The sequence below is a fragment of the Siphonobacter sp. SORGH_AS_0500 genome (genome assembly GCF_031453245.1).
Taxonomy (GTDB): domain Bacteria; phylum Bacteroidota; class Bacteroidia; order Cytophagales; family Spirosomataceae; genus Siphonobacter.
This window is the reverse complement of record NZ_JAVIYT010000001.1, coordinates 3,253,116-3,269,447: the sequence shown is the minus strand read 5'-3', so window position 1 is coordinate 3,269,447 and position 16,332 is coordinate 3,253,116. Positions and strand designations below refer to the sequence as shown.

At 47.2% G+C, this 16,332-nt stretch carries 13 protein-coding genes; 4 read left to right on the top strand and 9 right to left on the bottom strand.

The features are described 5' to 3' along the window. Positions 1 to 183 precede the first annotated feature (183 nt). Positions 184 to 303 (bottom strand): hypothetical protein, encoded by a 120-nt coding sequence (locus QE357_RS25025; RefSeq protein WP_409050245.1) that lies wholly within the window; start codon positions 301 to 303, stop codon positions 184 to 186. After that, complete coding sequence (locus QE357_RS25020; RefSeq protein ID WP_409050267.1) at positions 300 to 518, bottom strand: phage integrase SAM-like domain-containing protein; 219 nt, start codon at positions 516 to 518, stop codon at positions 300 to 302. The genes QE357_RS25025 and QE357_RS25020 overlap by 4 nt, the downstream gene beginning before the upstream one ends. On the opposite strand from QE357_RS25020, the gene QE357_RS13980 reads away from it, so the two are divergent. Together QE357_RS13980 and QE357_RS13975 are read left to right on the top strand one after the other, a co-directional pair. Further along, entirely contained in the window at positions 450 to 638 is a 189-nt protein-coding gene (locus QE357_RS13980) for a hypothetical protein (RefSeq protein ID WP_309708508.1), read from the top strand. The two genes, QE357_RS25020 and QE357_RS13980, sit on opposite strands and share 69 nt — an antisense overlap. Before the next feature lie 175 nt (positions 639 to 813). After that, positions 814 to 1,386, top strand: a complete 573-nt coding sequence (locus QE357_RS13975) for a hypothetical protein (RefSeq protein ID WP_309708505.1) — start codon at positions 814 to 816, stop codon at positions 1,384 to 1,386. A gap of 45 nt (positions 1,387 to 1,431) precedes the next feature. Here QE357_RS13975 and QE357_RS13970 read toward each other — a convergent pair whose 3' ends face one another. Together QE357_RS13970 and QE357_RS13965 are read right to left on the bottom strand one after the other, a co-directional pair. Further along, a complete protein-coding gene (locus QE357_RS13970) occupies positions 1,432 to 2,076 on the bottom strand; it encodes a response regulator transcription factor (protein WP_106635828.1) in 645 nt (214 codons plus the stop codon). Between the two features lie 95 nt (positions 2,077 to 2,171). Then, complete coding sequence (locus QE357_RS13965; protein ID WP_309708501.1) at positions 2,172 to 5,210, bottom strand: two-component regulator propeller domain-containing protein; 3,039 nt, start codon at positions 5,208 to 5,210, stop codon at positions 2,172 to 2,174. 369 nt (positions 5,211 to 5,579) lie between these two features. Between QE357_RS13965 and QE357_RS13960 the strand changes: the two genes are divergently transcribed. Beyond that, positions 5,580 to 7,775 (top strand): S9 family peptidase, encoded by a 2,196-nt coding sequence (locus QE357_RS13960; protein WP_309708498.1) that lies wholly within the window; start codon positions 5,580 to 5,582, stop codon positions 7,773 to 7,775. Positions 7,776 to 7,956: 181 nt separating this feature from the next. Then, a complete protein-coding gene (locus QE357_RS13955; protein WP_309708495.1) occupies positions 7,957 to 8,868 on the top strand; it encodes a phosphodiester glycosidase family protein in 912 nt (303 codons plus the stop codon). A gap of 68 nt (positions 8,869 to 8,936) precedes the next feature. Here the strand turns inward: QE357_RS13955 and QE357_RS13950 are convergent, their stop codons facing one another. From QE357_RS13950 to QE357_RS13930, 5 genes are all read right to left on the bottom strand, one after another. Next, entirely contained in the window at positions 8,937 to 9,764 is an 828-nt protein-coding gene (locus QE357_RS13950; protein WP_309708491.1) for a tyrosine-protein phosphatase, read from the bottom strand. 38 nt (positions 9,765 to 9,802) lie between these two features. Beyond that, on the bottom strand, positions 9,803 to 12,685 hold the full coding sequence (locus QE357_RS13945; RefSeq protein WP_309708488.1) for a TonB-dependent receptor: 2,883 nt from the start codon (positions 12,683 to 12,685) through the stop codon (positions 9,803 to 9,805). 154 nt (positions 12,686 to 12,839) lie between these two features. Beyond that, complete coding sequence (locus QE357_RS13940; protein ID WP_309708484.1) at positions 12,840 to 13,916, bottom strand: helix-turn-helix domain-containing protein; 1,077 nt, start codon at positions 13,914 to 13,916, stop codon at positions 12,840 to 12,842. Positions 13,917 to 14,070: 154 nt separating this feature from the next. Next, entirely contained in the window at positions 14,071 to 15,777 is a 1,707-nt protein-coding gene (locus tag QE357_RS13935; protein ID WP_106635835.1) for an FAD-dependent oxidoreductase, read from the bottom strand. Between the two features lie 7 nt (positions 15,778 to 15,784). Beyond that, positions 15,785 to 16,324 carry a gluconate 2-dehydrogenase subunit 3 family protein gene (locus QE357_RS13930; RefSeq protein ID WP_309708480.1) on the bottom strand — a complete coding sequence of 180 codons (540 nt, stop codon included), beginning with the start codon at positions 16,322 to 16,324 and terminating at the stop codon, positions 15,785 to 15,787. Positions 16,325 to 16,332: the final 8 nt, after the last annotated feature.

The window sequence follows — 16,332 nt, the reverse complement described above, 5'->3', positions numbered from 1 at the left end:
TTTGGGTATCTAGATAGTCATCTTACTTCCTTTTATAAGCAACTCTTTAGAAAATGTATACGCTAGAGGCTCTGCCGTATAGGCTCAATAACTATCTGGCTCCTTTACTATAGATCTAAAACAGCATCCAGGGCTTCTAAGATCTTCACTTCGTTGACCGTAAGCCCGAGGACTCTAGAAACTTCATATTGATTTTCCCTTTGCCAACGGATAATGTTTATAATCCATAAGCCCTGCTGCAATGGCTTTGTTATGAAGTGTACGAATGGTAATCAGGTGGTTAACAATAGTGCAGTCACTCACCTTACGTTTACTTTTACATAGGTTCGGTATCGTTCGAGCAATGGAACAGTTATTTCCTGAAACGAGATATCCGCATTATTTAGAAAATCATTGATGTGAGGGATGTCTGTATTGACACGGTTATATTTACCTTGCTTACGCAAGTGATGAATAAAGAGGTCGGCTGGATTAAAAATGAAGAACCTGTTTTGGGGCCGAATGTGAGTGCGGGCCACTTGATGCGAAATGAGTTTTTGCTGGGAAGCGAGTTGCAATATTTTATCATGGGCTTCGACTTTCCACTCCGCTTTGAAATGAGGTTATTCAAACGAGCCAAATTAGGATGGGATTTTTAACCTTTTCAGCTTTGGCTTCCGATTCTTTCAAGTTTTGACCTAAAGTAAAGCAATCAGTCAACAGGATTTGGTATAACAAATTCCAATTTTTATGAATTTATGCGGAATAATAATTTTTGTAATGAACTGATTGACAGTTTATAATGATTCATATCAAACCATAAGAAACCAGATCATGCAGGATATCGAGCCTTTTTACGGATGGGAGAAATATTATGTAGCTGCGGATGATCCACAATCGCCTTTCCATAACCGAGAGTACAATTATCAACAATATGAGAATACCGTTTATGACTATTACATCCATCCTAATTGGGATGAAATCGGTTCTGAGACGCTCTATTGTAAAATTCTTTTCGCTGACTATGAATTAAACTTCACGGTGATTGAGTTACTGGGCGAGTGGAATGATACCTTGCATAATGATATTATGTTCTTCAAACGTAACGTCATCGACCCCTTACTTTCAGAAGGAATTAATAAATTCATCTTAATTGGTGAAAACGTCTTTAATTTCCACGGAAGTAATGACGACGATTATTACGCCGAATGGTTTGAAGAAGTAGAGGACGGCTGGATTGTCGCTCTTAATTTTCGCGATTTCGTTCAGGATGAATTTACCAAGTATCACCTGGATTATTACATCAACTACGGCGGTACGCTGGAAGAAATTCCTAACTGGCGTACTTTAAAGCCGAAGATTTTTTACGAAGGCGTCAATCGACTGATTCAGCGAAGAATAGGGTAAAAGAAAAGCCGTATAACCTCAATCGTTATACGGCTTTTTTTATAATCAAATCAAACGCTCTTTTGTGGCTTTCTCGATAGCCTCGGCTTTGGAATGCACTTCGAGTTTCCAGTAAATATTCTTGATATGGGTGCGGATGGTTTCTTTATCTACAAAAAGTTCATCCGCTATAGTCGAATAGCTTTTGCCCTTGGCCAGTAATTCCAGCACTTCCGTTTCCCGGGAAGTAAGCGGCGAATTTCGATTTTTCTGGAAGGATTGTACCACCATTCGGGCTACGTTCGTACTCATAGGAGCACCGCCATTCTGAATTTCCTGAATAGCATCCAGTAATCGGCTTGGAGGCATGTTTTTAGTCAGGTAACCACCTGCACCCGCACATAAAGCTTTGAATACCAGATCATCGTTTTCGTAGACGGTAATGACAATAATATTCGTCTGGGGTCGGATTTTCTTGATTTTGGTAATGCCTTCAATGCCGGTCATGCCGGGTAATTCAATGTCCATTAATACGACATCGGGATTATCCTGTTGCAAGTGCAGAAGAGCATCTTCACAGCTGGAATAGGTCTGGACAGTTCGAAATCCAGAGGTACTATTGATTAACAGAGCAAATCCTTCACGAATGACGGAGTCGTCTTCAACAATACATACATTAATCGTTTGAGGAGCAGATAAAGTACTATTCATGGCTTTTAAAAAGATACTAAAGATAAAGCATAGTTTTCCGGTAATACATGTTTAATGGTATAATCGGAGAAATGACTTATTAAGCGGAAAGAGTTTTACTTTTTAGCGGGTGCCGGAAGAGACAGGGTAATGCTTGTCCCCGCCTCCGATGCACTGATCACCTGTAGGGTGCCATTAAATTTTCGGGCACGACTTTCCATGTTCAGCAGGCCATTTCCAGTCATTCGCTTACTGGACTCGAAGCCTTTTCCATTGTCAATCCACTGAATAGTAGGCCGGTTGTTTTCCTGCTTAAAAATCAGTCTGGTTTCGGTGGCCTGGGCGTGTTTTAGCGTATTGCTAATGGCTTCCTTGAAAAGAAAGATTACGTGTCGGCTAACTCCCATGGGTAAAGAAAAATCTTTCAGACTTTCGGTTAACCCTTCAATATCAAAGCGAATGCCCGTCTTGTCAAGAACGTCATCCCCGAAGTCTTTCAGACGAATGGCAATTTCATAAAGGTTATCGTGATCAGGATTAATCGCCCAGATGAAATCTTTAGTTCCCTGATACATCCGGTTTGCATTATCGCTGATCTTGGTAAGCAGGGGTAATACGTTATCCGAATGCTCGGGAAGTTTGGTTTTAATGATTTCGGTCAACATCGAAATGCGGGTAATCGTATTGCCAAATTCATCATGCAGGTCCTGAGCCGCCAGTTTTCGCACGCGTTCATTTTCAGCCAGCTTTACCTTTTCCAGTTCCAGTAACCGAGCCACCTGATTTCTTAAACGATAGGTATAAAACAACCAAGTAGCCGCTGCCGCCACAAGAGCACAGGAAATATAAAACCACCAGCGTTGCCAGAAGGGGGGAATGACGGTAATCGGAATTTCCAGCAATTTTTGTTCGTTCCAGACCCCATCGGCATTGGAGGCCTTTACCTTTAATACATAGTCTCCGGGATTCAGGTTGGAAAAGCTGAGGTAACGTCGCTGACCGCTGTAATTCCAGTCATCCTGAAAGCCTTCGAGTTTATAGGCATACTGATTTTTCTGCGGATCTTTATAATCAAGGGCCGTATAAACGAAGGAAATAAAGTTTTCGTTGTAATTGATATTCAGCTTTTTATCGGCAGCCAGAAGACTGTCGAAAGCAAATGACTTTTCGAATTTTCGGAAAGTCGTCAGCACAATGGGTGGCAGAAACTGACTTTCTCTTAACTGCCAGGGATGAAAACTGATTAAGATACCAATTCCTCCGAAGAAAAACTCTCCGTCATCGCTCTGATGAAACGCTCCTACGTTGAATTCATTGGAGAGTAAGCCATCCGAACTAGCGTAATTCCGAAAGGCTTTCGTGCGTGGATCGAAGCGGGAGATTCCTTTATTGGTGCTCATCCACAAACGGCCCTGGGGATCTTCCAGTAACCCATAAACCACGTTGTTAGGCAAGCCCTGTTCTTCGGTAAAGTGCTCAAAACGAGCCCGGTCTCCCTCAAAGTAAAGCCGACTCAGGCCTTTGCTGCTGGCGATCCAGAATTGCCCGTTGCGGCAGGCGTGCAAGTCATAAATCTCATTGCTAAGCAAGGAATGAGCATCGTCGGTTTTGTTATAAAAAGAGCTGATCGTGCCACGAGGGTCCATTTTAAAAAGACCGCCCAGTGTTCCCACCCAAATGGAGCCATCTGATTGCTCATGAATTGCTTCAACGGTTGAAACGGGTCCGTCGTAATGAAAATGAAAGCGATGGAGTACGCCGTTCTGGTTGCGTTTAAAGACTCCTTTATCCGTTCCAATCCAGAGGTTCCGTTGCCGATCCTCAAACAAGCACTTGACCTGAACATTTTCATGCCCTAAAGAAACGGATTCAAAACGATCCGCCGAGCGGTTGTAACGCCATAAACCTTCTTCGCCTCCCATCCAGAGGTTCCCCTGATGATCTTCCCGAAACGCATGAATCGCCCCACCCAATCCGGCATCGGGATAAGACTTGGCTTCCAGCGTATTTCGGTTGATGCGATAAAGTCCATGATAACTGCCCATCCACAGTTGCTGGTATTTATCCGTATAAACAGATAAGAATAACTGTAGGGAAGAGGCGGGAGAAATGAAGGATTCCCAGTGCTGAAAGTTATTTTTTGATTGACTGAAGGCCTGTACGCCCGCATCCCGAGTTCCCATCCATACCACATCTTCTTTCGGATCGGGACCTTCAAAGAGGCAGGTAACCCGGTTGCTCTTGAGTCCCTTTCGAGTCCTGTCATCAACGATCCATTGGGAGAGGAGGGGTAATTCAAGAGGGTTACGCAGATCAAACCGATACACGCCTTCGTTCGCTACCGTTACCCAAAGCTGGTTCTGATGGCTGGCCAGTAAAGCCAGGACGGGTTTCTGAGAAACCCATGCTAAGGTGGTGCGATGGGGCAACTGACGATCCACACGGTTGAGTCCTTGATCCGTTCCCACCCAGAGTTGTTTCCGGTGATCTTGTGTAATGGCGTACACATGGGTACCCCACGATTTCCAGCGAGTTACGGATCTTCTATGATTGATTTCCGGGGAAATTCGATAAAGTCCGCGGTTCGTAGCTACCCATAAAAAACCATCGCTGTCCACCTTCAGGGCCTGAATCGAGCGATCTTTTAATACGTAATTGGAGGTGTGGAGCAGATGATTGAAATCAAAATCCTGCCCCACGTTAGGAGAAACCCGGAAAAGCCCATTGGTTGTGCCGACCCAGATAAAGCCCTGTGCATCTACGGCTAATGCCTTGGCGGTAATTTTATAGGAGAGATCCGTTTCGCCGATACGGGTGAAAAGTCCAGTGGCCAGGTCCAGACGGTTCAAACCCTGACGAGTGCCGATCCAGATCTGCTGACGGCTTTCTGCCAAAGAAAGAATATAATCATTGGAAAGACTATGAGCCTGAAAAGGCTGATGATGGTAATGCACAAACTGGTGCCCATCGAAGCGATTCAAGCCGTTTTGAGTACCCAGCCAGACATACCCACGCTGATCTTTCAGCAGGCAGGTTACCTCGCTCTGGGACAGCCCCTCATTGACCGAATACTGATCCAGCAAAACCGGCTTAGGCTGGGCTAACCCGGTTCCACAGATCCATAATAAGAACAGGCTTACTAGTAACTTTCGCATGTATTTCGGCACGATTTACCCGCTTTACCCAGGTAAATCCCCTCGTTTTTTTCTATATATCCCCCTAAATGTGGGATACGATAGCTTGAAGAATTGACATAATTTTGACCCGTAGAATTTTTACAAAGTTTTGGTTAAGGGAAAAAACAGTTCTGTCTTGCGGAGCTGTTTTTTAGTTTTTAAGCGAATTCAAAAGTAAGACTTAAAAATCAGGAATAGTAGCCAAAATCTTCTCATTTGAAGTCATCCCCCCCAATCTGATCTATTGAGGCACAGGGAGCCGCTTTTCTTCCGTACTTTTAGCAATTGAAAAACCATTGCGAAACTGACTAAAATAGTCGGTCTTACCTGAAAACGCTTCTTCTCTCTATGAAGTTTAGATTTTTATTAGTCCTCACGGTTCTGCCGTACCTGAGCTGGAGCCAAAACGAAAAAATTACCGTAACGGACCTGACCCGTCTGAAGGCTGCTTCCGGCGTATCTCTTTCGCCCGATGGCTCCAAGGCCATTTATGCGGTGCAGACCACTCAGGCCGATGATGAGAAAAAGTGGGAGTATAACTACCGCACTCATTTATGGATTACGGATTTTAAAAATCCTGCCCGTCAGCTAACGCAGGGGGAAGAAAGTGTAGGTCGCGGCATCTGGAAGGATGAAAAGACTTTGCTATTCATGCGTCCGGTGAAAGGGAAGTTGCAGTTATTTCAGTTATCGCTCGATGGGGGAGAACCCAAGCAGTTAACCAACTGGAAGTATGGCATTGGAGCCGCTTATCTCTCGCCCGATCATTCTAAAATAGCTTTCTCGGTTAGTTTAGGTTTGAATGAATTACTAAAAGACAGTTTATTCAACCCGACTAAAACGGTGCCTCAGTGGTCCTTCGAAAAACCCGGCTTTAGGGATAATAATTTCCTGAAACCCGATTCGAAAGTAAAGCCTAACCCCGACGGTTCCATTGCTGAAATCCGGGCTTTTCTGGATCAGGACGTAGTGGATAAAAAAGCCAAAGTTATCAACCGACTGAACTTCCAGGGCGAAGCTACCACGCAACCGGAGTTAACGTTTAGTCACATTTGTTTGGTTGAATTGAAGGAGGGAGCCCAGCCGAAGGTATTAACAACGGGCTTTAAATCCGTTCAGCCCGCGGGTTGGAGTACGGATGGGAAAGTACTATTTGCGACAACGGGTCAGCAAGCCGCGATTCACCCGGATCGGGAACAAACCAGCAAGATCATTCAGATTTCACCAGAAACGGGCGAACAAAAGGATTTCTTCGTACCCCAAAATCAGCGGGCCATGGCTTCGTCGATTTCTAAGGATGGTAAGAAAATGATCGTGTTGACTTCGCCCGCTGAAGGCGTTAATCTTGCTCAGGTTAACATTATTAATACTACGGGCGAGGCCAAACCTACGCCTATTTCCTTCGACCGGGCGGCTTCGGGTTTTGTTTGGTCTAATGATTCGAAATACGTTTACTTCACGGCGGCTTCCAACGGTGGCGAACCTTTATACCGCATTAATGCAGCTACGAATCAAGTTGAAACCTTATCCGATTTTGATTCAGGCATTCTGGATTTTGACCTGAAAGGAGATAAACTCATTTTCGTTAAAACGCAGGTAACGGCACCTAACGAAGTCTACTGGACTTCAGTAGCCGGAACCGCTAAAAAAGGAAAGGCTACGGAATGGTCAACAGCCGAGTTGAAGAAAGCCATACAATCCGCTCAGAAATTAACGAACCTGAATGACTGGGTTTCAAAGAAGGCCATCAGTATTCCTGAAAAACGTACCTTCCAGAACGAAAAAGGCCAGACTATAGAATACTGGATTATGAAACCAGCCCAGCTTCAGGCGGGTAAAAAATATCCTTTATTACTGAACATGCACGGCGGCCCGACGGCCATGTGGGGCCCCGGTGAAGCCAGTATGTGGCATGAGTTTCAGTTCTTTTGTTCCCAAGGATACGGAGTCGTTTACGCCAATCCTCGCGGTTCGGGCGGTTACGGCATTGATTTTCAACGGGGAAATATTAAAGACTGGGGCACAGGTCCCGCTTCTGACGTGTTAAGAGCCGCTACCGAAGCCGCGAAAGAATCCTGGGCGGATACCTCTCGTCAGGTCATTACGGGCGGTAGTTATGCCGGTTACCTAACGGCCTGGATCGTCGGTCACGATCATCGGTTTAAGGCTGCTTTTTCGCAGCGGGGCGTTTATGATTTAACGACCTTCCTGGGCGAAGGCAATGCCTGGCGGTTGGTTCCCAACTATTTCCAGTACCCCTGGTTGGATAAAAAGGATCGAGTTCTGGAGGCTAACTCACCTTATACATTCGTCGATCAGATTCGCACGCCATTGTTAATTAAACACGGCGAAAACGATTTACGCACGGGTGTTATTCAATCCGAGATGATGTATAAATCCATGAAGATCATGGGTAAGGACGTTGAATACGTACGCATGCCCGGAGCCACGCACGAACTGAGCCGTTCGGGTAACGTTCGTCAACGCATCGACCGAATGCTGCGGATTTATGAATTCTTCGAACGTTACATCGGAGCCAAATAAGCAGGATGTTCTTGTAAGTAGTTAATAATAGACGGTTCGGTTGTAAAACGTTGACTATCCATCGATCGACGGACCACCCTTACTACCAATCTCCCGTGAGTTATCTTCCGGGAGATTGTTTGTTTGATAGGAATCCTGTCCTTTTTTGAGTTACTTATGGACATCAATAGCTAGTACTGCCATGAAATCTACCTCAATTCTTATTCTATGCTGGATCATGCTGACCTTACCGCCGGCAGTGGCTCAGCATCCTTTCTCCGCTGATTCTGTGGCCTTACTCAAAGCTACCTGGAATTTTCTGGATGTGGCTCCCGGAGTTACCTGGAAACAGGCTCATCTGAAAGAGAAAGAGTTATTTCATTCCAACCAGAACATCAATATTCTGGATACGAAGCTGAAAAATCGGCGAGTTAGTTTCGGTTTCGTGTCCGCGGATACGCCCGGTGATTCCGTGCGGAAGTTGATTCCGACGAGTGATTTACTGACGAAAGCCGGAGCAGTGGCCGCCGTCAATGGGACGTTCTTCTTCGTAAAACAGAAGGGTTCAGAAGATCAGATCAAGCTGGACGGGGTAGTGCTGGATAGCACTTTTTATACGCCCGGGAAACCATTAATGGAACATAAACAGGCGGCTATTACCATTCGGAAACGAAAGGTTACCATCGAGAGAGCACCTACGTCAGAGCCGGGTAGGCAGTATGGCTGGGACAAAAAATTGAATGCCCCTAACGTCATGGTAACGGGACCTTTATTAGTGTGGGATGGCGAAATAGTGCCCTTGCAGAAGAATGCATTCAATGATAACCGCCATCCCCGAACAGCAGCCTGTATTACCAGGGAAAAACATTTGATTTTATTAACTGCCGACGGTCGCAATGCCCAGGCAGAAGGGCTGTCTTTGCATGAACTCGCCTTTTTGTTGAAACAACTGCGTTGTGAGCGGGCCGTAAACCTCGACGGGGGCGGTTCCTCAACGATGGTGATTGCCGGTCAGCCGTATAAAGGGGTGGTGAATATGCCGTCGGATAATAAAATGTTCGATCACCTCGGTGAACGTCCAGTGAGTAATGCGATTTATATTCGGAAGAAATAAACAGTCATGGTAACGAAGCGGCCCGGTACCAATAGTACCGGGCCGCTTCGTTACAGAACGATCATCCATTACTTCAAAAACTGATCACGCAAGGCCTTCCGACTACGGGCCGTTAGCCCCATTTCTTTCTCCAGAAATCGATCCATGCTCCCGTATTTTTGGTCGATGGCCTGAAAGGTACTTTCCAGATAGGCCGGATTCGCATCCAGCAAAGAGCGGGCAGCCTCGGGGTTCAGCCCCTGCTGAGCCATGCCCTGAAGCATCCGTTCCCGGTCTGCTTTCCAGAACTGATTCGTTGCCTGATAATCCTTTAAAATCGTCTGTCGATCTACGTTCAGAGCGGAAAGAACCAAAGCTGCTCCAATACCCGTACGGTCTTTACCCGCGGTGCAGTGAAAGAGTAAGGATTCGTTCCCTTTCAGCGATAACAGGTGATCGAACAGCGGTTTGTACTTGGCTTTCAGGTGTTCAGTACTCCGGTACGTTTGCAACAGTAAAGTATCTTTCCGGGTGCTTTTCTGCATCGCCTCGTAAAACTTTGCCATCTGTATGTGTTCGCTACCCGCGGGCAAATGAACGTATTGCACGCCCGTCGGGATACGGTCGGGAGCCTTCTGCACTTCTTCGGGGCTCCGCAAATCGCAGTCGACGGCCAGGTGCACGGCTTCCAGTGTTTTCAAATCCTTATCACTAAGCTTGCTAATATCTGCCGAGCGATAAATCCGGCCCCATTGTACCCGACGCCCATCCCGCGTAGGATAGCCGCCCAGGTCACGAAAATTCGAGCTACCCTCCAGAGTTACGGCCCGGCGTGCGTTATACACAAGCGTATCTTGCTGAGCAGAAACGGTTCCCGAAACCAAGAGTGAAGCAAGGAGAATGAATGTCTTTTTCATACGTAAGAAAAAAGGAGTCAAAAAAGCGGATTAGGCGATTAGAAAATGTCCCAGCGAATACCCGCCTGCCCGCGTTGCGAATACCACTCGGTGCTGGTGGTTCGTCCGGGTTTGCCCATGTACATGCGAACGGGTTCGTTGGTGAGGTTATTGACTTCTACAAATACCCGGAGTTTTGGGTTGATCGTGTAGGCGGCTGAGCCGTCGAGTGTGAAGTTATCATCCGTCCAGGTATAGAAATCGGGTCCTAGCTGCTGGTTGATCGTTTCGACGGAACGGCCCCGGAAGTTCCCGGCCAGCCGAATGGTCAGGCCCTTGCGTTCGTAGAACAGAATGGAATTGAAGAGGAACTTCGACTGATTGGGTAACGAGGTTATTTCGTACTGCGTTTCATTATTCACCCGCCGGGGTACTCGTAACGACGATTGAATAGCTGTACCGTTCAGCTCAAGGCCCAGGCCACTTAGCAAGCCCGGCAGAAAGTTGAAGCGACGGAGAATACTCAATTCAATTCCTTTTAAAGAAGCATTTCCCAGATTTTGAGGCTGGGTAACCAAGGCCTGTACGCCGTTGTAGGTTTCTACCGTCTGGTTACTGAAACTATAGTCCTTGATTTTTTTGTAGAACAAGCCACCCGTTAGTAAGCCGATATTATCGAAGTAATATTCGCCCATCAGATCGAAATTACTGGCGAAGGTGGGTTTCAGGTTGATATTACCCCGCGTAATAGTAATCGGATTAGTAGTAGTATTAATATTTTCACCCGGATTCAGGTCCGAGAAGTTGGGACGAATGAAAGTACGCGTGAAGGCCGCCCGAATGACCGATTTCTGCGTCGGCGTGTACTTGAGGTGAAGCATCGGCAAAAAGGCATCGTAATTGTTCTTTACCGTAGTGGGAGTTACCGTTTCTACACTTTTCGACTGCCCGTTCGTTGTAACTGTTTCACGTTTGTACGAAGAGCCGTTCAGAGCGACTGCCGTATGTTCGTTACGCACGCCGCCAAACAGTTTTAGTTTGGGAGTAACGTTCCATTCACCCATCAGATACAGAGCCAGTACATTTTCGGTGCCATTGAAACGGCCGGTGGCATTGGAAACGGGGGTAACATCCCGGAATTGATTGGTCTGCTGAAACTGAGGGGAGAAAAGATCGAATAACTGATTTTTCGTCAGGCTATTGATGGCTAACGCATCGTAACCATTGCCCAGATTCTGGAAGAAATTCTGACGAACTGGAAATTCCGTACGCTCCAGCTGACTCAGTGAGACCAGGGGAGCGGCTCCGGGGATACCCAGTGCTGCATTGGGCAAGTACACCTGAGCTGCATTTTGCGATTCTTTGTACTTATGACGGAATTTACCACCCACCTTCAGCGAAAAACGTGACGAAAGGTCGTATTTCGCATTAACCTGAGCTATCTGATCTGCTTCTTTCGTTCCCAACTGATACAGCACTAACTGGCGTAAGGTCAGTTGATTGGGATTCATTAACTCGGTTGGATCGTTGAGACGGGGAAGAATATGCATAGGATCGTCGCCGACGCCGTTGGGAGAATCAAAAGACAGATACCGTTTTCCATCCGAAGCCAGACCGCCGAAGCCTTTGGTTAGTTTCTGTTTGAAAGTGGCAATGGGTAATCCGCGTTTATCTTTAGGCAACGTAGGAGGCGTATCCATGTAGTATTCGCTGACGTAATGGGAAGCCGACCAGTCCAGTTTCAAACGCGAAGCCAGTTGATGTTCGCCGCCGATTTCGCCCCCGTCAATTCGCGTTTGATAGTACGAGTAGCGATAGTTCAACTGATACTCATTAGTATTGAAAAGCAGATAGGATTCGTACACAGGGCGAATATCATTGAACTTGTCGTGCAAGGCCCGGCCAAAGAGGCGATGCTTTTCGTTGAAACGGTATTCCAGGCCAGCATTAAGGCCATACGTCTGGCGTTTGCCCATGTATCGTTTCAGCAATAAACTGTTGAGCGAATACCGTTGCTGCGGAACCGATAGAGCCGTATTGTAAGAAACCACATACTCATCCGTTCCCCATTGCCGATCCCAGATGGCCGCCGTCAGCATTACGCCCAGCTTGCCTTTCAGGAAGCGGTCGCCGTAGGTAATGGAGGCGTTATACGTCCCGTCTTTCGAGAAATGGTTATATCCACCCGCCGCACTTACACTCAGCTTACGAAACTCAGGAGCCACCCGTGTAACAAAATTGATCGAACCGCCAATGGCATCACCTTCCATGTCTGGCGTAAGAGCTTTGGCAACTTGTACGTACTGGATAATCTCGGAAGGAACGGCATCGAGTACCGCGTTTCGGCTACCACCCACGCTGGCACTCGGCATCCGGGTTCCATTGAGTAGGGTAGATGTCCAGCTAAAGGGCACGCCCCGTACGGTAGCCTGATCGGCCTCGCCGTGGTAGCGAGCAACCGCCACCCCGGGCATCCGCTGAACGGCTTCGGCGGCGTTACGGTCGGGTAATTTTCCGATGGCATCGGCGGCCATCACGTCCATCATGGCAAGGGAATTTCGTTTGATGCTGATCGCCTTGATTTGCGAAGCCGCCATCGTCCCCCGAACGACGACATCCGACAGGGCTTTTCCTTCGGGAGTCAGTTTAATGATGGGAACTACCACTTCGCCAGTAGTGGCCTGTACGGTTACTTCTACCGTTTTGTATCCGATATATCCGGCAGTCAGCGTAACAGAACCCGCAGGTATATTCGTTAGCCAGAAGGCCCCGCTTTGATCCGTTACGGTTCCCTGCGAAGTACCTTTTATACGAATGGCAGCTCCAGGTAAGGGACCGTTTTCGTCCTCAATACGTCCCGTCAATGAGCCTGAATGTTGCCCAAACGTGACAGATACGCTGAAGCATAGGAGCAGACTCAAGAGTAGTTGTTTCAATTTCATAGGGGTGTATGTGTGTTTCGACGGCGAAGCTAGGAACGTGCGAAAAGAAAAAAGTCCAAGCCGAACGGGCAGGTTCGCCCCGTTCGGCTTGGACTTTTGGTTCCTGTGATTTATTGAAAATCAGGAACTTGTGAATTTTAAGGAATTGTTAAATTTAGGATGCCTCTTGTACCGGATTACTCAGGAATTGCTGATACTGCGTGGGACTGTACCCAGTCACTTTTTTGAAGTAGGTATTTAGGGTAGTCTTCGATTGAAAGCCGACCTGATGAGCAAGCTCCGCAATTTTTTCTCCGGGATGCTTTTTTAACAAAACGATCATTTCCTGTACGCGGTAATCATTCACGTATGCGTAAAAATTTTTCTCGGCTTTCTGATTCAATACCTGTGATAATTGGTGGCGGGAAATTTTCAGAGCCTGGGATAAATCATCCAGAGAAAGTTCAGGATTACGAAAGGGTTTTTCCCGTCGCATGAACTGTTCCAGAGCTTCGAAATAGGCTTGTAGTTGCATCTCCGAAAGACCTGACTTTTCGTAGGTCTCACGAACAGACGCTACTGATTTGAAGCCTATCTGTGTAGCGGTGTGCTGTCTCAGAAAGAACCGCAGGCAGATCCAGCAAATGAAGCCAAAAGCGAGGTAAGGGAAAAAATGAGCATCCCACTGCGTACCCAGCCAGCTATTGAGAAACGACGTAATATACCCCATGAACACCGAGATCATGAAGAACGCACTGCATTGCAACAACAGACTGCGTTCGTGTGAGGGTAGGTGTGTATCCGGTATAAGTTTCCAGAGCAGATAGGCGGTATAGCTGGCTACGGAAAGCATCAACAGGTAAACAAATACCTCAAACACTTGATGAAACAGAGCTGGATTTTGGCTGGGAAGTTGTCCGATGAGACAGGACACGTACAGGAGAAAGGCCAGCAGGAAAGGAATCAGGTGCAGACCCTTGTGCATTCGGGACATCTTTTGACCCTTGAACTGCCTATACTGAAAGTACAGCAGCGGCCCGTAGGAAAAGGTCGTAAAGCTATTAAGCCGACCAAACAGATACGGGTCTTTCAGTACCGAGAGCAAAAACAGTTTAATGCCCAGGTGGATACTGATGAGAACAATTAAGGTTTTCAGGTATAAATAATGACGATTGAAGATGGTTTGCTTGGGTAGTACGTACAAACCAATCAGAGCCTGGGCAAAAGCGAACGTGGTAATGAGGGAAAGCATATCGCATGAATTTCCAGTAAATATATTGCGATACCCTGCTCAGCTTGAGGCCGTTCTCATTAAGAAATTATTATCATAACCAAGGCTGGATTAGTCAAAAAAAGGTCTGGCACGAACCGTACCAGACCTTAAAATCAGTGCTATCGTTGTAATATTACAGATTTTGCTTTTTCATTTCCTTCACTGCATAATCCACCGCACGAGCCGTCAGAGCCATATAGGTTAAGGAAGGATTTTGAGTCGATGTAGACGTCATGGCGGCTCCGTCCGTTACGAAGACGTTTTTACAGGCATGCAACTGGTTCCACTTGTTCAGCATCGACGTTTTAGGGTCTTTCCCCATGCGTGCTCCGCCCATTTCGTGAATATCCAGGCCGGGGGCCTGCTTCGAATCCCTGGTTTTGATGTTTTTAAAACCAGCAGCTTCGTACATTTCCGTAAACTGCTCGTAGAAATCCTTCATCATCTTCTCGTCATTATCATCATAGAACATGTTGATTTTGAGTTGAGGAATACCGAACGGATCTTTCAGGGTGCCATCCAGACTAACCGTGCTGTTTTCTTTTGGAATCGTTTCGCCCATCATGTGGGAACCTACGTGCCAGCCGCCCCAGGAAGGATTCAGCAGGCTTTTCTTCAGGTCCGCACCGATGCCTTCGTTATTGGTATAGGTACTGCGGCCCGCATTGAAACCAGCCGCGTATCCACGAAGGAAGTTGGTTTCCTGTTTGTGTAAATTCCGGAAACGGGGAATGTAAGGGCTGTTCGGACGGCGACCGGCAGTCGTCGAATCCAGATCGCCGTCGTATTGGGCCGAGATCGTAGCCCGGTAATTGTGGAAGGCGACGTATTTACCCAACACACCGCTGTCGTTACCCAAACCAGTAGGGAAACGATTGGAGGTAGAATTCAGCAGAATCAGGTTGGTATTCATCGCTGCGGCGTTCACGAAAATGATACGAGCATAATACTCTGTCATTTTCTTTGTGTTCGCATCCACCACCCGAACGCCCGTTGCTTTCCCTTTTTTCTCATCGTAAATGATGGAATGAACTACTGAATCAGGACGAAGCGTCATTTTCCCGGTTTTCATTGCCCAGGGAATAGTCGAAGCATTACTGCTGAAATAGCCTCCAAAGGGACAACCCCGCTCGCAAATCGTGCGGTGCTGGCACTGGGCACGACCCTGCTGGAAGTGAATGTCCTTGGGTTCGGTCAGGTGGGCACAACGACCCTGAATCACCTGACGATCTTTATATTTGCTGGCAATGGCTTTCTGAAAGTGAGTTTCCGCACAGTTCATTTCGTGTGGTTTCTGAAACTCACCATCCGGTAACTGGGCCAGGCCGTCTTTATTCCCGGAAATTCCGGCAAATTTTTCTACGTAACTATACCAGGGAGCCAGATCGGCATAACGAATGGGCCAGTCTACGGCAAAACCATCGCGGGCGGGCCCTTCAAAATCCAGGTCACTCCAGCGTTGCGTCTGCCGGGCCCAAAGTAAGGATTTTCCACCAACCTGATAGCCCCGAATCCAGTCAAAAGGTTTTTCCTGCACGTAAGGATGTTCGGCATCTTTCACGAAAAAATGCGTGGTTCCTTCGTAAAAAGCATAACACTTGCTCACCACCGGGTTGGCCTGTTTCACTTCCAGCGGAAGCTGATTGCGGTGTTCAAATTCCCAGGGGTTCATCACGCCCGTGGGATAATCGGTGACGTGCTTGACGTCGCGTCCACGTTCCAGCACTAAGGTTTTAAGCCCGTGTTTTGTTAACTCTTTCGCAGCCCAGCCACCGCTGATCCCCGAACCAATAACGATGGCATCGAACTGGTTACCCGCTGCTGTTTCCTGAATATACATACTGTCGTTATTTGCTAGTTGAAATGGGGACACATCCGTGGTAAAAGCCCGGAACAAGCTGGTAATGAGCTACATTGGTAAGGTAATATTCCGAAGTAGTAAAACCTTTGATCGTCAGCGTTTTCACGAGATTATAAAACGTTTTCGTCTCTTCGTCGGCACCCTGCGTGAGTAACTCATTGAGGAAAGCAGTCCGTTCGTCCTGATTCATAGCCACGAAGTCTTTGCCCTTACTTTTCTTGGAAATATCACCAACCGTATACAGGCCGTTTTCCAGAGCATCCTGAGCCTGCGTATCCATACAATCTTTTACGATTTTCTGAATGTAGGTGTGAACGCCCAGGCTTTTTGCTCCCGGAATATCGGTCTCGGGAATGATCGTTTCTGCAATCTCAGCCAGCAAGGCATCATCGGCAGCGGAGAGGTAGGAGCGGCTTGCCGTCTGTGCAGCAACAGACTCCGTCGTCCAGTTCTGAGCCCAGGAGGGGAGGCTCAGCAGACCGCCGAAGGCGACGGCCATGTTTTTAAGGGCAATTCTTCGTTCCACAAGTAAAG